The organism is Litoreibacter sp. GN1-5 (assembly GCF_055693805.1).
Map to the genome: position 1 here is coordinate 287296 of NZ_JBVFUP010000001.1, position 26534 is coordinate 313829.

Annotated in this window: 20 protein-coding genes, 3 pseudogenes and 1 riboswitch; of the genes and pseudogenes, 15 read left to right on the forward strand and 8 right to left on the reverse strand. The window is 55.6% G+C overall.

The annotated features are described in order from the left end of the window. The first annotated feature begins 40 nt into the window (after nt 1–40). Nucleotides 41–364 carry a 2Fe-2S iron-sulfur cluster-binding protein gene (locus ACZ1HF_RS01485; RefSeq protein ID WP_472655842.1) on the forward strand — a complete coding sequence of 108 codons (324 nt, stop codon included), beginning with the start codon at nt 41–43 and terminating at the stop codon, nt 362–364. After that, complete coding sequence (locus ACZ1HF_RS01490; protein ID WP_472655843.1) at nt 361–1089, forward strand: FG-GAP repeat domain-containing protein; 729 nt, start codon at nt 361–363, stop codon at nt 1087–1089. The genes ACZ1HF_RS01485 and ACZ1HF_RS01490 overlap by 4 nt, the downstream gene beginning before the upstream one ends. Before the next feature lie 57 nt (nt 1090–1146). On the opposite strand, the pseudogene purD reads toward ACZ1HF_RS01490, so the two are convergent. Further along, nucleotides 1147–2408: pseudogene (gene purD, locus ACZ1HF_RS01495) on the reverse strand (phosphoribosylamine--glycine ligase). Between the two features lie 72 nt (nt 2409–2480). Here purD and xseA point away from each other — a divergent pair. Then, nucleotides 2481–4038: pseudogene (gene xseA, locus ACZ1HF_RS01500) on the forward strand (exodeoxyribonuclease VII large subunit). Between the two features lie 2 nt (nt 4039–4040). Here xseA and ACZ1HF_RS01505 read toward each other — a convergent pair. Together ACZ1HF_RS01505 and ACZ1HF_RS01510 are read right to left on the reverse strand one after the other, a co-directional pair. Next, entirely contained in the window at nt 4041–4451 is a 411-nt protein-coding gene (locus tag ACZ1HF_RS01505; RefSeq protein WP_472655844.1) for a hypothetical protein, read from the reverse strand. A gap of 29 nt (nt 4452–4480) precedes the next feature. Then, on the reverse strand, nt 4481–5578 hold the full coding sequence (locus tag ACZ1HF_RS01510; RefSeq protein ID WP_472655846.1) for an alkane 1-monooxygenase: 1098 nt from the start codon (nt 5576–5578) through the stop codon (nt 4481–4483). Nucleotides 5579–5687: 109 nt separating this feature from the next. Here ACZ1HF_RS01510 and ACZ1HF_RS01515 point away from each other — a divergent pair, with 109 nt between their 5' ends. From ACZ1HF_RS01515 to ACZ1HF_RS01530, 4 genes are all read left to right on the forward strand, one after another. Beyond that, entirely contained in the window at nt 5688–7373 is a 1686-nt protein-coding gene (locus tag ACZ1HF_RS01515; protein WP_472655848.1) for an NAD(P)H-dependent oxidoreductase subunit E, read from the forward strand. A 70-nt stretch (nt 7374–7443) separates the two neighbouring features. Further along, on the forward strand, nt 7444–9027 hold the full coding sequence (ftsY, locus tag ACZ1HF_RS01520) for a signal recognition particle-docking protein FtsY (protein ID WP_472655849.1): 1584 nt from the start codon (nt 7444–7446) through the stop codon (nt 9025–9027). Then, entirely contained in the window at nt 9024–9926 is a 903-nt protein-coding gene (locus ACZ1HF_RS01525; RefSeq protein WP_472655850.1) for an EamA family transporter, read from the forward strand. Before ftsY ends, ACZ1HF_RS01525 begins: the two co-directional genes overlap by 4 nt. After that, nucleotides 9926–10534 carry an inner membrane-spanning protein YciB gene (locus ACZ1HF_RS01530; protein ID WP_472655851.1) on the forward strand — a complete coding sequence of 203 codons (609 nt, stop codon included), beginning with the start codon at nt 9926–9928 and terminating at the stop codon, nt 10532–10534. Before ACZ1HF_RS01525 ends, ACZ1HF_RS01530 begins: the two co-directional genes overlap by 1 nt. A gap of 22 nt (nt 10535–10556) precedes the next feature. Here ACZ1HF_RS01530 and folE2 read toward each other — a convergent pair whose 3' ends face one another. The 3 genes from folE2 to ACZ1HF_RS01545 all read right to left on the reverse strand — a co-directional run bounded on the left by folE2 (nt 10557) and on the right by ACZ1HF_RS01545 (nt 13836). Further along, nucleotides 10557–11660 (reverse strand): GTP cyclohydrolase FolE2, encoded by a 1104-nt coding sequence (folE2, locus tag ACZ1HF_RS01535; RefSeq protein WP_472655852.1) that lies wholly within the window; start codon nt 11658–11660, stop codon nt 10557–10559. A gap of 233 nt (nt 11661–11893) precedes the next feature. Continuing rightward, nucleotides 11894–13078, reverse strand: a complete 1185-nt coding sequence (metZ, locus tag ACZ1HF_RS01540) for an O-succinylhomoserine sulfhydrylase (RefSeq protein ID WP_472658954.1) — start codon at nt 13076–13078, stop codon at nt 11894–11896. Between the two features lie 62 nt (nt 13079–13140). Then, nucleotides 13141–13218: riboswitch (SAM riboswitch) on the reverse strand. Between the two features lie 123 nt (nt 13219–13341). Beyond that, entirely contained in the window at nt 13342–13836 is a 495-nt protein-coding gene (locus ACZ1HF_RS01545) for a ClbS/DfsB family four-helix bundle protein (RefSeq protein ID WP_472655853.1), read from the reverse strand. A 188-nt stretch (nt 13837–14024) separates the two neighbouring features. Here ACZ1HF_RS01545 and ACZ1HF_RS01550 point away from each other — a divergent pair, with 188 nt between their 5' ends. After that, on the forward strand, nt 14025–15473 hold the full coding sequence (locus tag ACZ1HF_RS01550) for a TrkH family potassium uptake protein (RefSeq protein ID WP_472655854.1): 1449 nt from the start codon (nt 14025–14027) through the stop codon (nt 15471–15473). 14 nt (nt 15474–15487) lie between these two features. On the opposite strand, the gene ACZ1HF_RS01555 is transcribed toward ACZ1HF_RS01550, so the two are convergent. Further along, the gene (locus ACZ1HF_RS01555) at nt 15488–16729 is read right to left on the reverse strand and encodes a serine protease (protein ID WP_472655855.1); all 1242 of its coding nucleotides are present in this window, start codon (nt 16727–16729) and stop codon (nt 15488–15490) included. A 2-nt stretch (nt 16730–16731) separates the two neighbouring features. After that, nucleotides 16732–17214 carry a hypothetical protein gene (locus tag ACZ1HF_RS01560; protein ID WP_472655856.1) on the reverse strand — a complete coding sequence of 161 codons (483 nt, stop codon included), beginning with the start codon at nt 17212–17214 and terminating at the stop codon, nt 16732–16734. Nucleotides 17215–17367: 153 nt separating this feature from the next. Between ACZ1HF_RS01560 and ACZ1HF_RS01565 the strand changes: the two genes are divergently transcribed. The 7 genes and pseudogenes from ACZ1HF_RS01565 (at nt 17368) to folP (ending at nt 26523) form a co-directional block, all read left to right on the forward strand. Beyond that, nucleotides 17368–18297 carry a glycine--tRNA ligase subunit alpha gene (locus ACZ1HF_RS01565; protein ID WP_472655857.1) on the forward strand — a complete coding sequence of 310 codons (930 nt, stop codon included), beginning with the start codon at nt 17368–17370 and terminating at the stop codon, nt 18295–18297. Next, entirely contained in the window at nt 18294–18812 is a 519-nt protein-coding gene (locus tag ACZ1HF_RS01570; protein ID WP_472655858.1) for a DUF6446 family protein, read from the forward strand. The genes ACZ1HF_RS01565 and ACZ1HF_RS01570 overlap by 4 nt, the downstream gene beginning before the upstream one ends. 1 nt (nt 18813) lies before the next feature. After that, nucleotides 18814–21069, forward strand: a complete 2256-nt coding sequence (gene glyS, locus ACZ1HF_RS01575) for a glycine--tRNA ligase subunit beta (RefSeq protein ID WP_472655859.1) — start codon at nt 18814–18816, stop codon at nt 21067–21069. A gap of 62 nt (nt 21070–21131) precedes the next feature. Beyond that, entirely contained in the window at nt 21132–23690 is a 2559-nt protein-coding gene (locus ACZ1HF_RS01580; protein ID WP_472655860.1) for a putative PEP-binding protein, read from the forward strand. Between the two features lie 257 nt (nt 23691–23947). Beyond that, nucleotides 23948–24522 (forward strand): annotated as a pseudogene (locus ACZ1HF_RS01585) (cell wall hydrolase). Nucleotides 24523–24600: 78 nt separating this feature from the next. Next, nucleotides 24601–25497, forward strand: coding sequence for a dihydroneopterin aldolase (locus tag ACZ1HF_RS01590; RefSeq protein ID WP_472655862.1), 897 nt, complete (start codon nt 24601–24603; stop codon nt 25495–25497). Beyond that, nucleotides 25498–26523 carry a dihydropteroate synthase gene (gene folP / locus ACZ1HF_RS01595; RefSeq protein ID WP_472655863.1) on the forward strand — a complete coding sequence of 342 codons (1026 nt, stop codon included), beginning with the start codon at nt 25498–25500 and terminating at the stop codon, nt 26521–26523. The last annotated feature ends 11 nt before the right edge of the window (nt 26524–26534 follow it).

Consider the following 26534-nt stretch of genomic DNA (forward strand, 5'->3'; position numbering starts at 1 on the left):
ATCTGCTAGGGATGCAAGATCGCCAGATACGGGGAAGAATATGGCCAAAATCACTTATATCGAGCATAACGGGACAGAACATGTTGTCGAGGTTGCTAATGGCCTGACTGTCATGGAAGGCGCCCGCGACAATAATATTCCGGGTATTGAGGCCGATTGCGGCGGTGCCTGCGCCTGTTCGACCTGTCACGTATACGTTGCGCCGGATTGGGTGGAGAAGCTCCCCACCAAGGATGCGATGGAAGAAGACATGCTGGATTTCGCATACGAGCCTGATCCCAGCCGGTCCCGCCTGACCTGTCAATTGAAGGTGACTGATGCGTTGGACGGGTTGATCGTTCAGATGCCGGAGAAACAGATGTGATCAGGACAGTTCTGCTTTTTGCCCTGTTTGCTGGTCCAGCCAGTGGTGAAACAATCACGAACGCTCGATATACTGAATCGACAGATCGTTATGCTCATGGCGTTCTGGGGGATGCGATTGAGTGGAGTGGTCTGGAGATTGTGACGGACGGCGCGGGCCAAGGTTTGTTGGATGACGCAGTTGTGCGGTCTAAAACATATGTCATGCGGTTGCCTCTTGATCGCGTGTTTGAAGATGTTGAACCACGGCTTCTTGACGTAACCGGGGACGGCAAGCCGGAAGTTGTTGTGGTGGAAACGCATGTCGCGAAAGGCGCGCAATTGGCTGTCTACGATGCGACTGGCAAAATAGCAGCGACCCCGCATATCGGAACGCGCTTTCGCTGGCTGGCCCCGATAGGTGCGGCAGATATGGACGGGGATGGGTTTGTCGAAATTGCCTATATTGACCGCCCGCATCTGGCCAAGACGTTACGTGTGTGGCGGTTCAAGGATGACAAGCTGGAGCCAGTTGCCGATTTGGGTGGCCTGACAAATCACCGCATCGGTGAGCCTGACATTGGCGGGGGTCTTCGTGATTGTGGTGATGGCCCTGAAATGATCACCGCCTCGGCGGATTGGTCGCAGGCCATGGCGACCGTATTGCAAGATGGTGAACTCTCCACGCGCGCAATTGGCCCGCATCATGGCCGCGCTGACTTGAATGCGGCGCTTGCCTGTCAGTAAGGGTTTATTCCCTATAGCCCGTATATCCGTGAATAGCGTGTTGACTTCAGCGCGGTATCAGAGCGCCTGCCAGCCAATATCCCGGCGGTAAAACCCGTCTGGCCAATCAATCTGGTCAACCATCTCATAGGCGCGGTCCCGCGCCACAGACAAGGTTTCCCGCGGGCAGTGACATTCAGAACCCGCCCGCCTGTCGCAAGGATTTGCTCGCCGTTTAGCGATGTTCCCGCATGAAAGACCATGTTCAAGCTATCCTCGGGCAGATTGCCAAGCCCTTTTATCTCTGATCCCTTCTGATAGCTGCCAGGATATCCCTTTGCAGCCATCACAACGGTAAGGGCGTGGTCTGCGGCCCATTGCGGATTTGCCTGATCCAGCCGCCCCTCACTGCAGGCCAGCATCAAATCCAACGCCTGCGCGCCAAGGCGCATCATAAGCACCTGACATTCCGGATCGCCAAACCGCACATTGTATTCTACCAGCCGAGGTTGCCCATCTTTAATCATGAGCCCGGCATAGAGCACGCCCTGATAGGGTATGCCACGACGGGCCATCTCGGCCATGGTCGGTTTGATGATCTGTTCCAGCGCGGCGCTGGCGATTATGTCGGTCATCACCGGCGCGGGGGAATAGGCACCCATGCCGCCGGTATTGGGGCCTTCATCGTCATCATAGGCACGTTTGTGATCTTGCGCCGTACCAATCGGCAGCGCGTTTTCACCATCACACAGCACAAAGAACGAGGCTTCTTCGCCCTCCATAAATTCTTCGATGACGACTTCCGCACCGGCCGCGCCGAAGTTGCCATCAAACATATCGTCAATGGCATCCAGCGCTGTGGTCTCATCCATTGCCACAACGACACCTTTGCCTGCGGCCAGCCCGTCGGCCTTGATAACAATCGGGGCGCCTTGCGCTTTGACATAGTTTTTCGCGGCACTGCTCTCAGTGAAGTGCGCATAGGCAGCGGTGGGGGCGTTGACTGCACCGCAGATTTCCTTGGTAAAGGCCTTAGAGGCTTCCAGCGCCGCAGCGGCCTGCGAAGGACCAAAAGTCAGAATGCCAGCATCGCGCAAAGAATCGGCAACGCCGTTGGCCAAGGGTGCTTCTGGGCCGATGATCACGAAGTCAATCGAATACTCGACCGCGAAATCAACCACGGCTGGGCCGCTCATGATATCCAGATCGGCGCATTCCGCCAAGGCCTCAATCCCGGCATTTCCCGGTGCAACAATTAGCCGGTCGCATTTCGGGTTTTGCATGACTGCCCAAGCCAAGGCATGCTCCCGCCCGCCACTACCAAGGATCAGAATATTCATCGCAGGCTCCGCTTTCCCTCAACACGCCCGCGTTCTAAGCTGACCATAGCAACACCACAAGGGCGTATCCCGATGGATCTGATCGAAGACGAAACCCCCGGCCGTAACGAGCCTGAATACAGTGTTTCCGAAATTTCGGGCGCAATAAAGCGTGTGATCGAAGGAGAATTCGGGCATGTGCGTGTCAAAGGGGAGTTGGGTCGCGTGATGATTGCGCGCTCGGGGCATGTGTATCTGGATTTGAAGGATGACCGCTCGGTTCTGGCGTCAGTGATCTGGAAAGGGCAAGCGGCCAAGCTGAGCGTGCGGCCTGAAGAGGGGATGGAAGTCATTGCGATCGGACGTTTGACAACCTTTCCCGGTCAGTCGCGCTATCAGATGGTGATTGAAGATATCCGGCCTGCGGGTGTTGGCGCGCTGATGGCGATGCTTGAGAAACGTAAGAAAACGCTGGAGCGCGAAGGGTTGTTCGATCCGGCGCGCAAGGCGCCAATCCCCTATTTGCCCGAGGTCATCGGCGTCGTGACCTCACCGCAAGGGGCGGTGATCCGTGATATATTGCACCGCCTGCGGGATCGTTTCCCGCGCAAAGTTTTGATTTGGCCGGTCGCTGTTCAGGGGGAGCGTTGCGCGCCCGAAGTGACCAATGCGATTAAGGGGTTTAACGCATTGTTGCCCAGTGGTGCGATCCCGCGCCCTGATCTGATTATTGTCGCGCGCGGCGGCGGCTCGATCGAGGATCTTTGGGGATTTAACGAGGAAAGCGTGGCGCGGGCTGCGGCAGCGTCTGATATCCCGCTGATTTCGGCTGTCGGGCATGAGACTGACACGACGCTGATCGACTATGTGTCAGATCAACGCGCGCCCACGCCAACCGCTGCGGCAGAGCTGGCTGTGCCAGTACGATTGGACCTGCTGGCGACGCTCGACAGTTTTGATGGCCGGTTGACCCAAGCGATGGCCAGGGCTTTTGACCGGCGGGTACAGCGTGTGCGTGATCTTGCGCGCGCCTTACCACGGGTTGAGGAATTAACTGCGGGGTCAACTCAACGGCTAGATGCTGTCTCGGCACGGCTGCCAAATGCGTTGCACGCCGCAACGCAAACGAAACGTGTTGCTTTGGAACGCGGCGCGGCACCTTTTGCGTAGCCGTATCTTGCGACAGGGGCTTCGCCAAAAGACGGATCAACTGGGAACACTGTCTCGACTGTTGGGGCGGGCGTTGGCGACGGGCAATGACCGGGCTCGGTCCCGGCTGGATCAGGTTGCTGCGCGACTTGTGCCGACGCGTCTGGCTCGTGAAATGGCAGAGCAGACATCCCGGTTTACCCGTGCAACGACTGCCTTGTCATCAGCAGCAACCACACAGATCAACGGCTGGGCGCGCGATCTTGAGCGGCTGGATCGGTTGCGCGAAACGCTGAGCTATAAGGCGACGTTGTCTCGCGGATATGCAGTGGTCTGGGCTGGGCAGCAGGTGGCAACCACCAAGGCCATTGCGCAAAAAGCAACCCATCTGGAGATCGAGTTTCAGGATGGTCGTTATCCGGTCGGCACGACTGCGGCCAAGCCCGCCTCAAAGAAAACCAAGCCAGCCAAGACGGATCAAGGCAGTTTGTTTGATGACTAAGCTTACGGTGTGTAGCTGACACCCACATCCGGGCCGGGGCATTTCAGCGGCTTTTTGTCCTGACCCACAGCCAAAAGATCCTCTATGGGGTCAGCCCCAACAACGCGGGCGATCTTGCCAGCATCCGTTTGCAGGAAATGCCAGCATAGCGGGGTCAACTGGCCTTCATAGACGAAGCAAATCTGATCCTCGACAGGAAACCAGACGCCGCGCTGGCAACTGCCATCGAGAAATGTCCAGATGACCTTACGGTCTTTCAGATATTGCTCGGCCCCGAAGGGCGCGCCTTGTTTGTTATAATAGACCGTTGTGCCTGTGGCGTAGGCCGAAAAGTCTTTCGGGCTGATAATCGTTTCAGCAAGCGCGCCAGATGCAGCGCCAAAGCTGAGAAGCGCGAAGACAAGTCGAAGCATATGTTTCTCTTTCTTTAGGTTTTGTTGTCTTAATGCCATGCGTTGGCCCGAGGGTTCATCACTTTTTTCCAAAGGCGCGGATATAGGGCAATTCCTGCCATAATCGGCAGAGAATAGGGTAGGGTCGGCGCCGCATCTTTGTCTGGCAGGGTTAAGGCTGGGAAGCGTTTTGCGGGGTTGGCATGATGATCCGAATGGCGCGGGGCGTTCAGCATCCAGAACGCCGAAAGAATATGGGGCGCATTCCAGGAATGCCGCTGATCGACCGGCTCATAGCTGCCATCAGGGCGTTGGGCGCGTTGCAGCCCATAGTGTTGAACATAATCGCTTAGCATCAGCTGCATTTGTGCATAGGCTGCGATCAATATATGCACTAGCAGGCCACTGAGCCCGCCGATAAGGATCGAGAGCGCAAGCATGGCAACTGCGCCAACAATATAAATGATGTAGGGATTTTGCCAGCTCCACCGGCTCCGGCCTTTTTGTGCCAGACGGTTTTGTTCCACAACAAGCCCGGCTTTGAATGACCCAATCCAGGCGCGCTTGAAAAACCGGTAGAAGCTTTCGTTCAGATGCGCGGTGTTAGGGTCCAGCGGGGTGCCCACATGGGTATGGTGTATAGTCGGATGAGCCGAAGTATGATGTCCGAACAGAAGCGAGATATAAACCCATTTGCCGACCCGTCGCAGCGTGCGGGATTGCCTGTGGATCAACTCGTGCGCGTTTGAGTTGCTGACCTGTCCGATGAACATACCAGCGGCCAGAAACAGAATGAGCCCGTCAAGGCTGAACAGACCGACACCGTGACCGGACAAGGACCAGATTACGCTGTAAAGCAGCAAAAAGTGCGCACTGGCAAGAAGCAGCGACAGACGGTCAGCGTCCGTATCATCGCGGGTACCTTGGCTTTTTGCGGGGACAAGGCTGTCCACTGTAGCGATAAGTATAGTTATATAGAACAGCGCGATCCAAACGGCCCAGCCACCAGACAGAACGCCCGCAAGCAGGAATGGCAGAGGCAGCAGAGTAACCAAAGCGAAGGCTTTGAGGGATTGGAACATATCATTTAGCTCTGAAACAGGTTTCCGAAACTCTACAAAACTGCGCGGATCATGGAAACATGCCATAGACCACATGCGGCGATGTGCGCCCGTAACGCTAAATTGGTCGCTTTTGCCGTGGTCAACTTGCAGGCAAGGGGCGTAGGTTGGGAAAGTATTACGTATAGGTAGGACGATGGCATTAGATGAACGTAAGGGTGTCTGGAAATCTGGCAAGGGAAAAGGACGGCGCACGCCGAAAGGTCGCCAGCTGGATGAACAAGCTTGGGACGAGGTTCGCACGTTACTGGGTGATCAACCACGCCGCCGTGACCTGCTGATCGAGTTTTTGCATCTGATTCAGGATTCTTATGGTTGCCTGTCTGCCGCGCATCTGCGCGCGCTTGCCGAGGAAATGCGGCTGTCACAAGCGGAAGTCTATGAGGTCGCATCTTTCTATGCTCATTTCGATGTGGTGAAAGAAGGCGAAGCCCCGCCGCCAGCTTTGACGATCCGGGTTTGCGACTCTCTGTCTTGCGAGCTGGCGGGCGCACAGGCATTGCAGAAAGCTTTGGAGGACGGGTTGGATGCATCCGCAGTGCGCGTTGTTCGTGCGCCTTGTATGGGGCGATGTGATACCGCACCTGTGCTTGAGCTTGGGCATAACCACATCGACCACGCCACGCCTAAGAAGGTGGAGGACGCGATTGCGCGGGGCGAGACTAGTGCTCATATCATGGAATATCAAAAACTTACGGATTATTCCTCAAGTGGTGGCTATGATGCGCTAAAGGCGTTGCGCGCCGATGGAGATTGGGAGGCGGTTCAAAACAAGGTGCTGGAAAGCGGCTTGCGTGGACTTGGTGGAGCTGGGTTTCCGTCGGGTAAGAAATGGGGCTTTGTCCGTGCCAATGCGGGCCCGCGCTATCTGGCTGTGAACGGCGATGAAGGGGAGCCGGGGACATTCAAGGACCGCTATTATCTGGAGCGCACACCGCATCTGTTCCTGGAAGGTATGCTGATCGCCGCTTGGGCGGTCGAGGCTGAAACTTGTTTCATCTATATGCGCGATGAATACCCGGCAGTGTTGGAAATTTTGCGGCGTGAAATCAAAGCGCTGGAAACTGCAGGGATTGTCGAAGAGGGCTATATCGATCTGCGACGTGGGGCTGGCGCGTATATCTGCGGCGAAGAATCCGCGATGATCGAAAGCATTGAAGGTAAACGCGGTATCCCGCGTCACCGGCCACCATTTGTGGCGCAGGTGGGTGTCTTTGATCGCCCGACATTGGTGCATAATGTCGAGACGCTGCATTGGGTCGCGCGGGTCTGCCGTGAAGGGCCAGAGGTTCTGAATACGACCGAGAAGAACGGTCGTGTGGGCTTGCGCAGCTATTCAGTCTCGGGTCGTGTGACAAAACCGGGTGTGTATCTGTTGCCCGCAGGTTCGACAATTATGGATGTCATTGAGGCTGCCGGTGGTATGGCCGAGGGCCATGTCTTCAAAGCATACCAGCCCGGTGGCCCGTCATCCGGTTTGCTACCAGCGTCGATCAATGACGTGCCGTTGGATTTTGACACATTGCAACCTTTGGGCAGTTTTATCGGCTCTGCTGCCGTTGTTGTGCTGTCGGATAAGGACAGCGCCAAGGCCGCGGCACTGAATATGCTGCGGTTTTTCGAAGATGAAAGCTGCGGCCAATGTACCCCTTGCCGAGTAGGGTGCGAGAAGGCGGTTAAGCTGATGCAAGCGGAAACATGGGATCAGGGTTTGCTGGAAGAGGTTTGTACGGCAATGGCCGATGCCTCGATCTGCGGGTTGGGACAGGCGGCCCCGAACCCTATCAGGATGGTGATGAAACATTTCAGCGATGAGGTGTAAGTGGCGTTGCCCCTTCACCTTTGGCGCTGCCCGTATTAGGTGACAGGGGACCAGAAATTCCGGGACGTCCATGTCGTTTTTCAAAAAGCTCAAAAGCAAGCTGTTCAAATCCTCTAGCAAACTTGACGAGGGTTTGGATGCCATTGTCGAGGATGGTGGTGTCGAAGAAGAAGTCGAAGTTGAGGTCACTTCAGACGACGCTAGTGCAGTTGAGGCTGCACAGCTTGCCCTAGAGGCCGAAGAAAAGGCCGCCGCCGAAGCTGTTGCGAAAGCTAAGGCAGAAGCGGCAGAGCAAGCCCGGCTGGCCGAGGAAGCTCGTAAAGCCGAGGAAGATGCCGCCCGTGTCGCAGAAGACGCGCGGTTGGCCCGAGAAGCGGAAGCTAAAGCGGCGGCTGTTGAGGCGGAAAAGCAAGAAGCTGAAGCTGTGCGTCTGGCGCGTGACGCTGAAATACAAGCTGCCAAGATCGAAGCCGCACGCCTTACGAAAGAGGCGGACGAAAAGGCTTTGGTAGATGCTGCGAAGGCAGCCGAAGCAGCCCGCGTTGCAGAAGAAGAAGCTGCCCGTATTCTGGCAGAGACCCGTGCAGCGGAAGAACAAGCTGCCAAAGCTGCCGAAGAGGCACGGCTTGCCGAACAGAAACGTCAGGCCGAGGAGGCAGCCACCCAAGCAGCGGAGCAGGAAGCACAAAAGGCACTGGAAGACGCCAAGGCTGCTGCAGCCTCACTGGCAGCAGACGAGACTAATAGCCCCGCAGAGGCCGCAAAAAAACCTAGCCTGTTCGGACGTATACTTGGGCGAAAAGAAAAGAAAACTGTTCTTCGGCGCGAGCTGGACGACGATATGCTTGAAGCGCTTGAGGAATTGTTGATCGCTTCGGATATGGGGGTAGATACGGCCCTGCGGGTCACGGCCAATATGGCCGAGGGGCGTTTTGGCAAGAAACTATCGACCGATGAGATAAAGGCATTGCTGTCTTCCGAGATTGCCCAGATTATGGAGCCTGTCGCCAAGCCCATGCCGCTTTATCCGAAAAAGCCGCAGGTGGTACTTGTCGTGGGGGTCAACGGGTCGGGCAAGACCACGACCATTGGCAAGCTGGCCTCTCAGTTTCAACAAGCTGGTAAGAAGGTGGTCATTGCTGCAGGCGATACGTTTCGTGCCGCCGCAGTGGAACAACTTCAGGTCTGGGGTGAGCGCGCGGGCGTTCCGGTACTGACGGCCCCGGAAGGATCGGACCCGGCCAGTCTGGCGTTTGAAGCGATGGGGAAAGCCGAAAGCGATGGTGCCGACCTTTTGATGATCGACACAGCTGGCCGACTGCAAAACCGCAGCGATCTGATGGAAGAATTGGCCAAGATCGTCCGTGTCATTCGCAAAAAGGACGAGACAGCGCCCCATAACACTCTGCTGGTACTGGACGCTACGACTGGTCAGAACGCGCTTAATCAGGTGGATGTGTTCCGGCAAATCTCGGATGTGTCGGGTTTGGTGATGACCAAGCTAGATGGCACCGCCAAAGGTGGTGTTTTGGTGGCGTTGGCCGATAAATTTGGCTTGCCGATCCATGCCATCGGCGTGGGTGAGCAGATCGATGATCTGGCGCCGTTTGATCCCGAAGACTTCGCACAGGCTTTGACCGGAATTGCAGAGTGAGCGATTGGCTCACGTCTATTGAAGGCACCGAGCAGGGGCATCAGGTCGCGCTTGGCCTGGCCTTGCTGGCAGCACTGCTGCACGCGATTTTCGGGGCCTTGCAGAAAGGCCGTCATGACCCGTGGCTCAGCCGTGGGGCGATTGATGCAAGCTATTGCCTGATGGCCGCCCCGGTGGCTTTGTTCGTGGTTCCATGGCCCGAGCCGCATATGTGGCCCATCTTCGGCGTCGTCTGGCTGATCCATGTGGGCTACAAGCTGATGCAAGGCTGGACCTACAGCAAAGGTGCTTACACGGTCGTCTATCCCGTCGTGCGTGGCACAGGGCCGCTTTTTACTGTGATCGGGGCTTATGTACTGTTTGGCGAAACCTTCACGGGCGTGCAATGGTTCGGCGTTGCTGTTCTGCTCAGTGGAATTTACGGGTTGGCGGTCTATAACCTGCGCACCATTGAGGTGGATCGCCACACGCTGGTTCCGGCACTTTGGCTTGCTGTTGGTACGGGCTTCTTCGTGGCGCTCTATACCACTTATGATGCCTACGGCATCCGGGCGACGGCGGACCCGTTCACCTTCCTCGCATGGTTCTTCTTTATCGATGGATTTTTCATGCCGATTATTGCAGCTGTACGATGGCAGCGCATGGCGGATCGCCCAGACCTTGGACCATTGGCATTGCGCGGGGTCATCGGGGCATTTGTTGCCTTCTTCTCGTTCGGGTCCATTATGCTGGCGACGCGGCTTGATAAAGTGGGCGAGGCGGCGGTGCTGCGGGAAACATCAACTGTTTTTGCAGCATTGATTGGTTGGCTGATCCTGAAGGAAAAGGTAGGACCAAGGCGGTTGTTGTTAATGGCGTTGATTGCACTTGGCGCAGTCATTGTGGAAATGGGGGGCTGATGGCCGAAAAGCAGATATCGCAAGGGTTGAAATCGGCGCTGGAATTAGGGCCGGTGCTGATCTTTTTCGCAGCGTATGTGAAGCTGAAAGATGAGATCTACACTATCGGCGGGACTGAATATTCCGGCTTCATCATCGTGACAGCCCTGTTCGTGCCATTGTTGCTGGCCTCGACTGCGATCCTGTGGAAGCTGACCGGACAATTGTCACGGATGCAGGTACTGACGGCAGTGATGGTGATCTTTTTTGGCACGCTGACAGTGTGGTTCAATGATGAGAAGTTCTTCAAGATCAAGACGACAATTGTTTACGGCTTCTTCGCAACCGTTCTGGGGATAGGTCTGCTTTTGGGCAAAAGCTGGCTGGAATATGTGATGGACAGCCTGATGCCACTAAAGGCCGAAGGCTGGATGATCCTGACCAAACGCCTGACTGCCATGTTTGCTTTTCTGGCAATCGCGAATGAATTCGTCTGGCGTACCATGTCCACAGATATGTGGGTCAAGATCGAAACCTTCGGCTTCCCGGCGGCACTGTTCGTATTCTTCATGGCCCAAAGCTGGCTATTCCAAAAATACCTTGATGAGCCCGAGAAAGAAGAGACGTAGCAGGAAGCTACGTCGGCTTTTTTCACCCTACATGAAAAAGCGTATTGAACAGCTTTGGGTCTAGGCTTTCTGATGTAAAGGTCGTGCCATCTGTCAACACAGACACCGCATCGTGGGAATGCAGAGATTCCTGATGGCTAGCCACAACACGGAAGTCGCCGATGCGGTCGTCCTGTTGAAGCTGTTCACAGAAACTGCGCGCAGCATCCTCAACAAAGATAGGGTTGGCTGCGTTTAATTCTGCAAATGCCTGCTCGTCCTCTCGCTTGACCATCACTTGCGTCTCAGTTGGTACAGCGGCGCGGCACAGGTCTATCAGGTCTTCGAACCACAGGCATTTTGCGGCGCTGTCCAGCTCAACCGACACCCGCGCAACAGAACGCTGAGAATGGGGTGTCGCTAACTGGCCACGGAATTGGCGGGCATGTTCGGACAATTCCAAAGAGCAGGGGCAGGTGGACGAATAAACATAATCCAGATGCATGATCTTTTTGCGAACGCCGTCCACGTCCACAACTTCCAAGGCTATGTCGTAATATTGGAACCCCTCAAGGCCTGACCGAAGCGATTGCACTTTCATCGGAAAGGAAAAGCGCATCTGAATACGGGCATCGAAGCTTTCGAGATCTTCTTTATAAGCGTCCAGCGTGCGCTCGATCACCTCGAAACTGAATGTCTCACCCGCCTTCTTGTAAAAGCTGCGCATGATGCGGGACATGTTGATGCCCTTCTTCTCGGCGTCCAATGACACGGTGCCGGTCACGGATGTTTCAAGCGTCAGGTCACCATTATCGCGGGTGTGAAAGCGGATCGGCAGACGGAAATTCGAGATGCCGACATGTTGTATCTGCTGCTTGGCGCCTCGGATCAGGGAGGATGGCCCGTTCTGCAGATCAGGCATGGAAGCCTTGTAGGCCTCATCCACCTTGAAATCTTCAGGGTATGCGCGGGCAAGGGCAGGGTAGTTTGACACTTCCTGCCCGGGCACAAGTCGCGAGATCAGCGGATCGAGGTCGGCGATCTCAACGTCGCTTGACGCACCCGCCCATGATCTAAGCAGTTCCAGCGCCTTCTCGGCCTCTTCACGGCTGGGGAAGCGTTCAATTTCCGGCGTGTGGACATTCATAACTGTCCCTCCCTTCGGTTCGCGCATAAAGATATATGGACTTTCTGGCAGCGATATCCAACTTATTTGATATAAGAATTACGAAAGTCGGCGGAAGACGGATCACATTGGATTGAATATGCTGGCATAATGCAGAAATCTTGGTTGTTCCCCAACCTAGGGATTGGAGTCGTGTTAATCTTAATGGTATCGATGCGGTTCTGAATTTTATGATTGCCAGAACAAACTGTATATTAACCGGTTGCGTCTAGGGCTTGTAATATATCCCCTAACAAATCACCTGCATCCTCTAGTCCGACACTCAGCCGAACCAGCCCGTCTGTGATGCCAAGGGTTGCACGCTGGTCGTCAGACAGGCGTTGATGTGTGGTCGTTGTTGGATGGGTGATAATGCTTTTACTGTCGCCTAGATTGTTGGAAATGGAGATAATCTCAAGCGCATTCAGGAAGCTGAAAGCAGCGTCTTTGCCGCCTCTGAGGTCCAATGCTATTACAGTGCCGCCCTTATCCATTTGCTCTTTTGCAACAGCGACTTGTGGGTGTGACTTCAAGTGCGGATAAAGCATGCGCGCCAGCTTTGGGTGGTCTTCCAGTTCAGAAGCAATGCGTAGCGCGCTATCGGCTTGCGCATTACAGCGCAGATGCACAGTTTCCAGACCTTTCAGCATGACCCATGCGTTGAATGGTGATAATGATCCGCCGGTATGCTTCAGGTAAGGTTCAGCTGTTTTGCGAATGAATTCTTGCGTGCCGCAGATCACGCCACCCAAACAGCGGCCCTGACCATCGATATGTTTGGTCGCTGAATAGATGACCACATCGGCCCCCAGCTTTACTGCGTTGGAAAACACTGGCGTGGCAAAAACATTATCAACAATAACCAGCGCGCCCTTGCCGTGGGCGATGTCGCTGACGGCTTTTAGGTCAATGACTTCCAGCGTTGGATTTGCCACGGTTTCTAGGAAGACGGCTTTCGTATCGTCGCGCATGGCTGCGCGCCATTGATCCAGATCGGTGCCATCCACGAATGTCACTTCGACGCCATAACGGGTGAGGATTTCCTCAAGAATATACAAACACGACCCAAAGAGTGCGCGGGAAGATACCACGTGATCCCCGGCCTTCAGCAAACCGCAAAGCGACGCATTCACTGCGGCCATGCCCGAGGCGGTCGCAAAAGCGTCCTCTGTGCCTTCTAATGCTGCAATGCGTTCTTCGAACATGCGCACAGTGGGGTTGCCATAGCGGGCATAGATAAATTCATCCGCCCCGGCTTCGATAAATCGCGCTTCGGCCTGTTCGGGGCTGTCATAGACGAAGCCCTGTGTCAGGAAAATCGCCTCGGACATCTCGCCATACTGGCTGCGACGTGTGCCAGAATGAACTGCCTTCGTGCGGGGGGACCAGTCGTTCATCATCATTCCTCCGGGCATGTAAGTGTGCCCAAATAAAAAAAGCCTCCACCAGAAAGAGAGGGGGAGGCTTACGCGATCCGACCTCTTTAGCAGTATATTTAACGTGGCCCGCAATCCGGTAACAAATCGCCACGATGCTGAAATACGTGCCAGCCCGGCAGAGGTCAAGCTGAGATTGGTTCAAGATTTTGTTAGCGAAGCCGTCACGGGCTTGCATCGCATGGGGGCGAGGTTAAGACAGGTTTTTCATTTCTATCGCTATGTATTCACACAAGCGCCTTGAGCCTTGAACGAATGTATTTGGTGGCTGACCTGTAATGGCTTGGACCTGCCGCTTCGGCCCAGCGGCCGGGTGTCCATTTATTATTCGCGCCTTTCATGGGGCCGCCGTAAAGATCGTGCTCTGCACGGTCCTCAATGAAACCAGCAAGTTTGCCGTGATTGCGCTGGAGCATTTGGCAGGCGTCTTCCCAGCCGATGTCTTTCTGGGTCTCCCTCAGCGCGGCATTGTAGCGTTTCAGTTCATTCCATTTGTACCCCTTCGCTGGGAAGTAGACCTCTTTGCCCGCAAGGCCGTCCGTATACCAGCCCAGAAACAAATCGATCCAATGGGCCCGGTGCCCCACTACATCTTTTATCGAGGTGTTGTCTTCGTCCTTGATCAAGGCTTGTGTGGGTTCAACCTTTGCTAATAGTTTTTCAAGCTTGTCGAATTCCTTCCGAGCGACATCCAAAAGTTCAGTTTTAGTTGTAGCAGCCATTTGACACCCTACTTTTTGTATTTTGAATATCAACGGCTCTAGGCGCGATCATTGATTTAGGTCAGTGGGTGGCGTGCTTCTTCATCAGAAATGTCATGTGATCCGGTGTTCCAAAACATCATCGACCAATTGCAATAAATCCTTATCAGCGTTGACACTCGCACTCTCCCGCGCCAAGCCTTCACCTCATGTTTGACTTGCGTCCTGTTGGGTATGTGGTTGGCCTGTTGGTGGCCTGTCTTGGTGTGTCCATGCTGTTTCCCATGGGGCTGGACCTGTTGGCAGGCAACGGTCATTGGCCGGTTTTTGCGGAAAGCGCAATTATCACCACGATCAGCGGGGGGCTTATGGCCCTTGCTTCAGCCAATGGTGTGCGTGATCGCATAACCATTCAGCAGACGTTTCTTTTGACAAGTGGTGTCTGGTTGGCCTTGCCAGTCTTCGGGGCAATCCCGTTTTTCCTTGGGGCAACGGAGGCCCGTTTTGTCGATGCGTTTTTTGAGGCGATGTCTGGTTTGACGACAACAGGCTCTACAGTGTTTTTTAATCTGGAAGATTTGCCGGAAGGTCTGAAGCTGTGGCGCGGCTTACTGCAATGGTTTGGCGGGATCGGGATCATCGTGGTCGCCATGGTATTTTTGCCCGAACTGCGTGTGGGGGGCATGCAAATCTTTCGATCCGAAGGGTTTGATACATTCGGGAAAATTCTACCACGTGCGGGGCAAATCGCTCAAAGTATCTCACTGATCTATCTTGTTCTGACAGTCATATGTGGGTTGGCTTATCTTGCGGCTGGCATGTCGAGCCTTGATGCGCTGGTACACGCAATGACAACAATTGCGACGGGGGGATTTGCGAACACGGATGCCTCTTTTGCGCAGGCCGGTGCAGCGGCGGAATATGTTGCGGCGCTGTTCATGATCCTCGCGGCCCTGCCGTTTGTGCGGTATGTGCAGCTTGTGGCAGGAACCGCGCGCCCGCTGGCTCAGGACACCCAGATCAGAACATTTCTGATCACGGCACTGGCTTTGGTATTGATCATGACCTTGTGGCAATTAGGCACTATCACCTCGAGCGGCGAGACTGCCTTTCGCAAATCGCTGTTCAATACGGTGTCGATCCTGACGGGTACGGGGTATGCCAGTGCAGATTACGGCCAATGGGGGCCGTTTGCTGTCGTAATGTTCTTCTTTGTTGGCCTGATCGGAGGCTGCGCTGGCTCGACCTCGTGCTCCATAAAGGTATTTCGCTATCAGCTGCTCTTTACATCCATTCGGGCGCAGGTACGCAAGATTCACTCGCCCCATGGGCTGTTCCAGCCGCGCTATCAGGGACGGGCTGTCAGCGAAGATGTCCTAAGCTCTGTCATGTCATTCTTCGTGCTGTTTATTGTCACAATGGGCGTTGTGTCAGTGCTTTTGGGGATGACGGGTCTGAGCTTCATTACATCCGTATCGGGTGCAGCAACGGCGCTGGCAAATATCGGCCCCGGTCTTGGGCCACAAATTGGGCCAGCCGGGAATTTCGCTGCCCTGAACGATGCGGCAAAGTGGATTTTGACGTTCACTATGCTGATCGGAAGGTTGGAGCTATTGGCGGTTTATGTCTTGTTCTCAGCGCAGTTCTGGCGTGGTTAGGCGGTCAGCCCAATTTACCCCCAGCAGCTGACCAGAACGGTCATATCTGACGCCCGCGCGACCAAATCTTCCGGTGCTAATGGCGATGTATCATCAGCCTGCGTGACATCAACGCCATTGCTGTTCAGAAATTCTGCAATCACACGGCTTTTGCCTGCGAAAGCGACATCAGCGGGAAGGGCACGGTTGCTGTTTGCATCTTTCGGTAACAGCATGCCTGTAACGGCACCAGACATATTCAAAACCGGGCCGCCTGTATCGCCTTGCTCCACCTCAACAGCCAGCCGTTGAACGCTTTCATCACCGTCCAGACTGCGTGCGTCCTCTAAGGTGCCATAAGTTAACGTAGGGGCGCTTAGCGCATTCCCGTAGCTGTAACCTGATACCGCTACATCCTGACGCAACCGACCGATTGAGCCTGCAAACCGGGCGAAATCCAGTGGAATGATTTCAGTTTTCGGGGTCAGCAGCGCCAATCCATCACCAACGACGCTGATCTCGGCATCATGGGTTTCGTCCAACGTAACCCGCTTGCAACTGGCTACAGCGTTGGCGCTGGTCAGAACCCGTCCGAGGCGGTCCACATAAAACCCGCTGCCCGAGCGGATTGGCGTGCGCAACTCTAGCCCAGAGACCAGATCAATGGCCTGTGCATCCTCATCGCCTAGATTAGGGGGCAAAACGCCCTCAATGCTTTTCAGGCTGCCTTGCATAATTTCGATCACACGGGCCATGTCCTGCGCCTTTTCCGGCGGGAATGCCAAGGTAAAACCTTTGACCTGCCCCCCTTGCAACCGCGCATAGCTATAGGAATGTATCCGGTCATTCTGCCCTGTCAGAACGAAAGAATCCCTGCTCTTCTCGCGGAACCCGTCCACCGGCACGATTTCAAGCGTTTGCATGACGTTATAAAGGCCAAACAGCGTATTCTCGTCCCCTTCCTGACTGATCAGCAGGACTTTGATGCCGCTTTCGTCTCTTTCGCTGTAATGGGCGAAGGGGGATTCATATTTCTCGAACTGCACCAGCTTGCTTGGCATTTCGATCTCGATCCCGGCTTGAGCATTGGTGATTTTGGCCAAACCAAGCGCATTGAGGGCATCGCGGTAGGATTCCCCCAGAACGCTACGTTGCGCAGTGGTTAGGATGCCCGTCGCCTCGTACCCGTTAGCCTGTTGCCAGGCCGCCATGGACGCGCGTGTGCCGCGCCCGAACGAGCCGTCAATTCTGGCGTTGTAGAACCCGAACCATTGCAACGCTACCTGAAGCTGCTCGCGGGCTGTGCGGTCGAGCAGGCTTTCGTTTGCGCGCGCTTCCTGTGATGTCTCGTCTGCTGGTTGCAGGGTCGGGGGGCTTGCTGGGTCAACGCTTGCGTATCATCTGCTGCGGGTGCCACGCGCGAGATTGCGCCGCCAACAGGCCAGAACTGCTGGCCATAGGTTCTGTTTTCCGCGATGTAGGAATCGCGCGGTATAATCCCGGCTGCTAGAAGTTCGCGCAGGCGGGCTGTTGCTTCGGCTTCGCTATAGGGACCAAGGGATATGGCATACCAGCCAGAAGTCATGCGAAATCCGGTTACATCCGATAAGGCATTGCTGTAGGCGCGGGCACGGGTTTCTGCTGTGCGTAAATCCCGATGGGCTTCGACTTGTACCCATGTCGCAGCGTTGCTTTGCGCCAGAGTTGCGTGTGAACAGGCGAAAGCCCAAGATAAAAATGACAGAATAATATATCGATACATATACTTGCCTCTGATCAGATTCACGCCAATAGCGAATCTCAGGTGGTAAACTAGCAGTCTTGTTGCGTGATGCACCCCCAAAGACCTCGTTGGCCGATTGACCCTTCCTGACCTGTTGCCTATTGAGAACGCGATCAGGCAAAGGCAGACGAGATGACACAAACATCCGGCATCCCCCGCAGTTTTCAGGAGATCATTCTGAGATTGCAAACCTATTGGGCCTCAAAGGGCTGTGCGATCATGCAACCCTACGACATGGAGGTTGGTGCCGGGACATTTCACCCTGCGACAACACTGCGTGCTTTGGGGTCCAGACCTTGGGCTGCCGCCTATGTGCAACCCTGCCGCCGTCCAACAGACGGGCGCTATGGGGAGAACCCCAACAGGTTGCAGCATTATTATCAGTATCAGGTTTTGATAAAACCATCGCCGCCCGATTTGCAGGACCTCTATCTGGGGTCTTTGAAGGCTATCGGTATTGACATGGAAGCCCATGACATCCGCTTTGTCGAAGATGACTGGGAAAGCCCAACCCTGGGCGCCTGGGGGCTAGGGTGGGAGGTTTGGTGCGATGGTATGGAAGTGTCGCAATTTACCTATTTCCAGCAGGTTGGCGGCCATGATTGCCACCCCGTCTCGGGGGAGCTGACCTACGGGCTGGAACGTCTGGCGATGTATGTGCTTGGTGCTGATCACGTCATGGACATGCCGTTCAACGACCCGCAAAGCCCAACCCCGCTGAGCTACGGCGACGTGTTCCGCCAGACTGAAGAAGAGTATTCGCGCTGGAATTTCGATACCGCAGATACGGACACGCTGCTGCAACACTTTAAGGACGCCGAGGCTGAATGTGCCCGTATCCTTGAAGCGCCGACCGAGGATGCCAAGACCGGCAAACGCATCGTTATGGCACATCCTGCCTATGATCAGGCGATCAAGGCATCACATCTGTTCAATCTGCTTGATGCGCGCGGCGTGATTTCTGTTACAGAGCGTCAGGCTTATATCGGTCGGGTGCGCACGCTTGCCAAGGCGTGCGCGGATGCGTTCGTGCAGACCGAGGCGGGTGGCCACGTCGTATGAGCGGTAAAATCGTTGGAGGGGTTATCGTGATGATAGCATTGATTGCCGGTGTGGTGATGTATTACCTGCAGGTCCATTATTTCTATGAACCTGTCGAAACACCTGAGGCGATCACACTGACCGCCATTGCCACGGGTGCGCCGGAAGAAATCATCGCGGACGATATTACTGCGATTGATGCCACATCTTCGCCCATTCGCTTTCGCGCCTGCTTCACCACTCCGATGAGCCATTCGCTGCTGAGCGAAACCTATACGCCTTATGAAGATGCAACCCCGCTGACTGCACCGGACTGGTTCGACTGTTTCAACGCCGATGACATCGGCGCGGCCCTTGAAGACGGTACAGCGCTGGCCTTTATGGGCGTTGAGAATATTGAATACGGTGTCGATCGTATCGTTGCCATCTTTGAGGATGGGCGCGGGTTTGTCTGGCACCAATTGAACAATTGCGGCAAGCGAACCTATGACGGCAGCCCTACCGGCCCCGAATGCCCCCCACGTGAAAGCGACTGACATGCCTGATCTTCTGATCGAACTCTTTTCCGAGGAAATCCCTGCACGGATGCAATCCCGCGCCGCGTCTGATTTGCAAAAGCTGGTCACGGACGGGCTGGTAGAGGCCGGGTTGACCTATGCAGGGGCCAAGGCATTTTCTACACCCCGCCGTCTGACGTTGTCCGTGCATGGTTTAACAGCAGCCTCACAACCCACGCGCGAGGAACGCAAGGGGCCCAGAACCGATGCACCCGAAAAGGCGTTAGAGGGGTTTTTGCGCTCTACCGGGTTGACGAAAGATCAGCTTGAGGCGCGGGATGACAAAAAGGGGCAGGTCTGGTTCGCAGTCATCGAAAAACCGGGTCGGACTGCTGCTGACATCGCTGCCGAGGTGCTGGAACACACGGTTCGCAATTTTCCGTGGCCCAAATCCATGCGCTGGGGGGCAGGCAGTATGCGCTGGGTGCGTCCCTTGCAGCGTATCCTGTGCATCCTGAACGATGAGGCCGGGGCCGAAATCGTTCCACTTGAAATCGATGGGATTGCTGCCGGTGATATAACACAGGGCCATCGCTTTATGTCTGAGGCGACGTTTTCTGTAACATCTTTCGAGGATTACACGGCGAAGCTCAAGCGCGCTTACGTTGTGCTTGATGCCGGGGAACGGGCAGATCACATCTGGGCCGACGCCACCAATCAGGCATTCGCACAAGGGCTTGAAGTCGTTGAGGACAAGGGCCTTCTGGCCGAGGTCGCGGGGCTGGTCGAATGGCCAGTGGTGCTGATGGGCAAGATCGATGATGCCTTCATTGATCTGCCGCCCGAGGTGCTGAAGGCCTCGATGAAGGAACACCAGAAGTTTTTCAGCGTCCGCAACCCCAAAACGGGCCGGATTGAACGCTTTATCACCGTTGCCAATGTCGAGACGGAAGACCGCGGCGCGACCATTCTGGCGGGCAATCAGAAAGTGTTGTTTGCCCGGCTGTCGGATGCGAAATTCTTTTGGGAAAATGACCTGCGCACGGTGAAAAACGTGGGTCTTGAAGGGATGGCGGCACCCTTGGCGGACGTGACCTTCCACAACAAACTGGGCTCGCAAGCGGACCGGATCAAACGGATCGAAGCGCTGGCCCGCGAGATCGCGCCCATCGTCGGTGCCAAAGCCGATCTGGCCGCAGAGGCAGCGCGGGTTGCCAAAGCCGATCTGGCCTCTGAAATGGTCTACGAATTCCCCGAGCTGCAGGGGATAATGGGTAAATATTACGCGCAGGCGGCGGGGCACGATGGCGGCGTGCCAGAGGCATGTGAGGAACATTATTCCCCCTTGGGCCCGTCAGATGATGTCCCAACTGCGCCAGTGTCCGTGGCTGTCGCGCTGGCGGATAAGATCGACACACTGACTGGCTTTTGGGCGATTGATGAGAAGCCAACAGGGTCGAAAGACCCGTTTGCTTTAAGAAGGGCTGCGTTGGGGGTTATTCGTGTGATTTCACAAAGCGCAGAACGCCTCAACCTAAATGAAATAATAGCGAAAGCCTATGATCCACGTACAATACAATTGATTCAGAGTGGTGAGCTATTTCTTCGCGGCGATGGAAAAGATACAAAAGTAGAACATGTTGGTGAACTAGCTGGTCTTAGGGAGGATTGTGAAATTTGGGCAACAAGACGTAATGTTTTTGCTGAAGAAGATGTGTTTTCATCAAAAGATGCCTTTAAATATAAGATGGAAAAACCTGAGATAGTAGTTGAAAGCCTCCTTACCTTCATCCACGATCGCCTCAAAGTTTTCCTCAAAGACAAAGGCATTCGCCACGACATCATCGACGCTTGCATCGCTATGCCTAACAACGATGATCTGACTTTGCTGGTCAAACGCGTCGAGGCGCTGTCGGAAACGCTCAAAACCGATGATGGGGAAAACCTGCTACAAGGTTTCAAACGGGCCAATAACATCCTGACCCAGGCCGAAGAAAAGGATGGCGTCAGTTACGAGCTTGATCCAAATCCGAAATTTGCCGAAGGCGATGCGGAAAAAGCCTTGTTCGCAGCGCTTGACGAAGCCGACAAAACCATCAAACCCGCAATGGAACGCGAAGATTTCTCCACGGCTATGACCGCCATGGCGCAACTGCGCGGCCCGATTGATGCGTTCTTTGAAGATACAAAGATCAACGCTGACAATGACATTATCCGTCGCAATCGTTTGTGTCTGCTGCACCGCATCCGCACCATTTGCGGCGGGGTGGCGGATTTGACCCAGTTGGAAGGGTAACAGCTGTGTAACATTGACCGCTCGGCGTAGCTCGTTATGCTGCGCCGCAGAGAGGCTAACGCATGTTGGACAGTCTGAATTTTGAGCTGATCACCCCCACCGCCGCAATTCAGCGCAAGCTTCATGGTGCGAGGGCGAAATGCCTGCAACGCCTGATCCGGCTGGAAATGCCGGTGCCCGAAACCGTAGCCCTGTCCATCCCGCTTGTGCGCGCCATTGCCGCCGGACAACGCCCTGATCTGAGCGGGATTTTAGGGCATTTCGGATCATGGCCGGTAATCTCGGTCCGGTCCTCGCCGGTGGAACCTGATTGGGGTGGACCGGGGACGATCCTGAATATCGGTATGAACCGCGCGACCGAGGCATATTTGTCCTCACGCATTGGTGCTGATGCAGCGGCGGCGCTGCATCTGAAGTTCATCAAATCCTACGCGCTGGATGTGGCACGGCTGGATGATGAGATGTTTGATATCCCTGATCTGACCCCCGACCGCGCGCTTGAGGCCTACGAGACGGAAATGGACGAACCATTCCCGCAAGATATCGAGGCGCAACTGTTTGAAGTGCTCAAATCCATGAGCCGCGCCTGGGAAGGTACGTCAGCCCGGTTGCTGCGCCAGTCGAAAGGTGCGCCCGAGAATGCCGGGATTGGGCTTGTGGTGCAGCGTATGGCTTTTGGTCTGGGCAAAGGCGAAAGCGGGGCGGGGGTGATCCATTTCATCAACTCTGACACGGGCAAGCGGCAGAAAGTCGGGCGTTATCTCAGCCAGGCGCAGGGGCGTGATGCGCTTAGCAACGAGGGTCAGGCGATGTATCTGACCCGCGATAAACGCGGCCCGTCGCTGGAGGAAACTCAACCGGATATCTTTGCTGATCTGGAACGATATGGCGCGATTGCCCGCAAAGGCCTGCGCGAAGAGATGCAGATCGAATTTACCCTTGAAGGCGGCAATCTGCATATCCTTGATGCGTTGGTTACGCCGCGCAGTGCGCGGGCGCGGGTAGCCGTGGCCGTGGCGCTGGCCGATGACAAGGTCATCGCGCGCGAAGACGCGGTGTTGCGGATCGATACCAAGACGGTCGCTGATCTGTTGCACCGGCAGGTGGCCCCCAAAGCTGCGCGTGATGTGATCCTGACGGGCTTTGCCGCCAGCCCCGGTGCTGCCTGTGGCAAACTGGTGTTCAATACGGTCGCAGCGCAGGCAGCGGCTGCGCGGGGCGAGGCCTCGATCCTGATCCGGCGTGAAACCAGCCCGGAAGACATTCGTGGCATGCATGCGGCCCGTGGCATTGTGACCGAACGCGGCGGTATGACCAGCCATGCGGCTGTGATTGCCCGCGGTTTGGGGCTGCCGTGCGTGTCGGGCGCATCTGGTATGGAGATTGACGCGAAGGCGCGCATTTTGCGTATTCCCGACGGGCGTATTTTTAGCGAAGGTGATCTGGTCACTGTAGATGGCTCGACCGGGCAAGTGATGGCCGGCGAGGTTGCGATGGTTGAGGCCGGAATTGGCGGTCCGTTCCGCAAACTGATGACTTGGGCCGATAAGCTGCGTGATATCGGTGTGCGCGCCAATGCGGACACGCCGACTGACGCCGAGGTGGCGCTGGTATTTCAGGCCGAAGGGATTGGCCTGTGCCGGACAGAGCATATGTTCTTCGACGAAGATCGCCTGACTGTGTTGCGGGAGGCGATTTTTGCCAGCAATACCAATGATCGGCAAGCCGCGCTGGAGCGGCTGTTGCCGATGCAGCGGCGTGACTTTGAGCAGATATTCACAATCATGGCGCCGCGCCCGGTTTGTTTGCGCCTGTTTGATCCGCCTTTGCACGAATTCCTGCCCTCGACCCGCAGCGGTATCCGCGAGCTTGCCGAAGCGATGGACCTGACGGCGCGCGAAGTGCAAATGCGGATCGATGATCTATCCGAATTTAACCCGATGCTGGGGATGCGCGGTGTGCGTCTGGGCATAACAGTGCCGGAAATTTATGCAATGCAGGCGCGCGCGATTTTTGAGGCGGCCATTCTTGCCTCACCCAAGGGCGGCCCGGCTGTCGTGCCGGAAATCATGATCCCGCTTGTGTCAGCCAAGCGCGAGGTCGAGCTGGTTAAATCCCGTATTGATGCCGTTGCAGCAGACGTCGCAGCCGAGAAAGGCGTGAGTATCGAATACCGCCTGGGCGTTATGGTTGAAACGCCTCGTGCGGCCTTGCGCGCCGGCGATATTGCCATGCATGCAAGTTTTCTGAGCTTTGGAACCAATGACATGACCCAGATGACCTATGGGTTGTCACGCGATGATGCGGGCCGGTTCATGTCGGATTACGTAAATGAGGGTGTGTTCCCCGAAGATCCGTTCCATGCATTGGATCAGGATGGTGTTGGCGAGTTGTTAGGGCTGGCCTGTGAGCGAGGTCGCCATGTGCGCGAGAAACTAACCCTGTCTGTCTGTGGCGAGCATGGGGGTGATCCCGATAGTATCGCGTTTTGTCGTAGGCTGGGAATGGACTATGTCTCATGCTCGCCATTTCGGGTTCCTGTGGCTCGACTTGCTGCAGCGCAGCTTGCGATCCGCGATCCGCTTGTTCACGAAGAAAACTTTGATTTTCCAGAAGCTTAGCTTTAATTATGACGGTTGGCCATAACCGGGTCACAAACTGGTCAGGTTTGGCGACGTCACGTTATCGCTACGTAAGGTAGACTCGTTAAATCCTGCTGTTTATAGCGCCGCCTCGAACGTGCTGGTTCGAAGGTAACGGGATTGATCCCAAAGGCAGGACTATGATTATCAAGCGCTTAATGATGGCCATTGTGGCAGGTGTGTGTGTACTAGGCTCTTCCGCATGGGCGGATCGTGCTGTGATTGCGCCATATGATATGTCTGCGCTGACAGGCCCGAAGGTCATTCGTGTGTCCTCTACGGATCGCAGGTCCCGGGCAAGGGTTTCGCAGGACCGTTTGCGCAAAATCGCGCAGCGGGTTTTGCCTGGCAGAGCAACAAAGCCCAAGCCAGATCTGGTCCATAATGCACGTGCGCTGGCTGCCATGCCCGCCGCCACTGGCGGGGCAGATTGGAAATGCCTGACCGAAGCGCTTTATTTCGAGGCACGTGGCGAACGTGTGAAAGGTCAGATTGCTGTTGCCGAGGTGATCCTGAACCGTGTCGCATCGCGGCGCTTTCCGAACACGGTCTGCGGTGTTGTCAATCAAGGTACTGGTCGCAAATATGCGTGTCAGTTTACCTATACGTGTGACGGGCTGCCTGAACATATCCGCAATAAGAAAGCCTATGCACATCTTGGCAAGATTGCACGCATGATGCTGGATGGTGCCCCGCGTGTCTTGTCCGGGGGGCTACGCATTATCACACAACAGCGGTCAATCCGAAATGGGCCCGCGCGTTCCGCCGGACCGCACGCCATGGGGTGCATCTGTTTTACGTAGGTTTCTGAGCCGGGCTGGTTTGGGGGAAGACAGGCCACGTAAGGTTTGTTAGGTAGTCGCCAAAGTTGCGGTTCGGGACAGCCCTTATGATATCTGATATTCGCTTAGCCTTCGCCCATCCATCTGAGCGGGCCGAGGCAACTGCCGGGTCTGAATTGCGAGACCGAATTTCGCTGCGCGACCATATCCGCGAGGTCGAGATCGGCGCCTTTCAGGCCGAGCGCGGAAGCACACAACGCATCTGTTTCAATGTGGTGGTCGAGGTGCGCTTGCCGGATGGGCTGGACGACGATGTCGATAAGATCCTGTCCTATGACACGATTACCGAAGCGATTGACCGGGAACTTTCCGCCGAGCGTCTGAACCTTCTGGAAACTCTGGCTGAACGCGTGGCAGAGGATATTCTGGCCGACCCCCGTGCCGCCCGTGTATTTGTGCGGATCGAAAAGCTTGACCGTGGACCCGGTGCGCTTGGGGTTGAGATCGTGCGAGATCGTGAAGCTTTGAAGCCAGTTCCTGACGAAGATGTCGTGCGGCCATTGATTGTCTATCTTGATGCCACGGCCATTCATATGTGCAATCTTTCAGCAGTACTTGATGAGCTGTCCGCACAGGACAAGCCGCTGATCTTGTGTGTGGGGCAGGGCGCACAGCCCGTTCCGAAAGCCGATCACCCGGCGGCTCAGCGGCGCATTGATCTTCTGGCCATCGAACAACAGGCTTGGGTCTTGGCTGGTCGCGATAAACGCTGCGTTGTGGTTGCGACGCGGACTGAGCTGGATTGGTCGATGAAAAACAACCAGATCAGCGTTTGGGCACCGTCGAAAATTGTTCTGGATGCCACAGACGGCCCGGATTTGTCCCAATTGGACGATAAGGCACTGACCGCGTGGTTCGCGCAAGAATTCTCGGCCATCGGCTTACTAGATGTCACGCTGGACGAGGACGCGCATGGCCAAATCGGACCTGTGCGTTTGCTTTAAATGACAGATTATTTTCGCCCAATCCTGCAATCGGATCATGCCCACAGCCCAAACGCTTTGCAGCTTTTGGGTGGACCGCTTTGGTTTGATCAAGTGGAGCATCTCAAGCGCGGGGCAAATGGCACGGTGGAACATACGCGCCTTTGTGTGCAGGACATTCCAGATCAGGTTGTGGCGCGCTTGACCAAGCCGCGTCCACAGCTTGCGGGGCTTGATCTGACCCGCCCACTGATCATGGGGGTGCTGAACCTGACGCCTGACAGTTTTTCCGATGGTGGTCAGTTCAACGCCCCTGATCAGGCAGTTGCGCGGGCCAAGCAGATGGTGGCAGAGGGCGCGCATATTCTTGATCTGGGTGGGGAGAGCACGCGGCCGGGCGCAGAAACGGTCAGCATCGATGAAGAAATCGCCCGCACCGCCCCGGTAATCCGTGCAATTCGCATGGGCGGTCTTTCCACGCCGATTTCGATCGATACACGCAAGGCGGCGGTGGCGCAGGCGGCGATTGAGGCAGGGGCGGATATGCTCAATGATGTCTCAGCGCTTGCCTATGACCCGGATATGGCTGCAACGGCAGCCTTTGCCAATCTGCCGATCTGTTTGATGCATGCGCAAGGCACGCCAGAGACAATGCAGAACAACCCTGATTACGGGCAAGTTCTTCTGGATGTTTACGATCATTTGAAGGCACGGATTGATATGGCTGAAGCCGCAGGCATCGCGCGGCACAACATCATTGTCGATCCCGGTATCGGGTTTGGCAAAACGCTGGATCATAATCTGGCGCTGATCCGTGGCCTAAGCCTGTTTCATACGCTGGGCTGTCCGATCTTGCTGGGCGTCTCGCGCAAAAGTTTCATTGGCAGGATTTCCGGGCAGGAAGTTGCCGAAAAACGTGCCCCCGGATCGATTGCTATAGGGCTTGAAGGGCTGAGACAGGGTGTTCAGATACTACGTGTTCATGATATAGAGGTGCATCGTCAGGCCATTGCCCTTTGGGCGGCACTATTGACGCAAGAGCAATAAAAACAGCGGGG

Bases quoted from the DNA above. Each gene is read 5' to 3' on its own strand.
- ACZ1HF_RS01485 (WP_472655842.1), top strand. From the start codon at position 41: ATGGCCAAAATCACTTATATCGAGCATAACGGGACAGAACATGTTGTC.
- ACZ1HF_RS01505 (WP_472655844.1), bottom strand. From the start codon at position 4,451: ATGCTTCGACTTGTCTTCGCGCTTCTCAGCTTTGGCGCTGCATCTGGC.
- ACZ1HF_RS01510 (WP_472655846.1), bottom strand. From the start codon at position 5,578: ATGGCATGTTTCCATGATCCGCGCAGTTTTGTAGAGTTTCGGAAACCT.
- ACZ1HF_RS01515 (WP_472655848.1), top strand. From the start codon at position 5,688: ATGGCATTAGATGAACGTAAGGGTGTCTGGAAATCTGGCAAGGGAAAA.
- ftsY (WP_472655849.1), top strand. From the start codon at position 7,444: ATGTCGTTTTTCAAAAAGCTCAAAAGCAAGCTGTTCAAATCCTCTAGC.
- ACZ1HF_RS01530 (WP_472655851.1), top strand. From the start codon at position 9,926: ATGGCCGAAAAGCAGATATCGCAAGGGTTGAAATCGGCGCTGGAATTA.
- folE2 (WP_472655852.1), bottom strand. From the start codon at position 11,660: ATGAATGTCCACACGCCGGAAATTGAACGCTTCCCCAGCCGTGAAGAG.
- metZ (WP_472658954.1), bottom strand. From the start codon at position 13,078: ATGATGAACGACTGGTCCCCCCGCACGAAGGCAGTTCATTCTGGCACA.
- ACZ1HF_RS01545 (WP_472655853.1), bottom strand. From the start codon at position 13,836: ATGGCTGCTACAACTAAAACTGAACTTTTGGATGTCGCTCGGAAGGAA.
- ACZ1HF_RS01550 (WP_472655854.1), top strand. From the start codon at position 14,025: ATGTTTGACTTGCGTCCTGTTGGGTATGTGGTTGGCCTGTTGGTGGCC.
- ACZ1HF_RS01560 (WP_472655856.1), bottom strand. From the start codon at position 17,214: ATGTATCGATATATTATTCTGTCATTTTTATCTTGGGCTTTCGCCTGT.
- ACZ1HF_RS01565 (WP_472655857.1), top strand. From the start codon at position 17,368: ATGACACAAACATCCGGCATCCCCCGCAGTTTTCAGGAGATCATTCTG.
- ACZ1HF_RS01570 (WP_472655858.1), top strand. From the start codon at position 18,294: ATGAGCGGTAAAATCGTTGGAGGGGTTATCGTGATGATAGCATTGATT.
- glyS (WP_472655859.1), top strand. From the start codon at position 18,814: ATGCCTGATCTTCTGATCGAACTCTTTTCCGAGGAAATCCCTGCACGG.
- ACZ1HF_RS01580 (WP_472655860.1), top strand. From the start codon at position 21,132: ATGTTGGACAGTCTGAATTTTGAGCTGATCACCCCCACCGCCGCAATT.
- ACZ1HF_RS01590 (WP_472655862.1), top strand. From the start codon at position 24,601: ATGATATCTGATATTCGCTTAGCCTTCGCCCATCCATCTGAGCGGGCC.
- folP (WP_472655863.1), top strand. From the start codon at position 25,498: ATGACAGATTATTTTCGCCCAATCCTGCAATCGGATCATGCCCACAGC.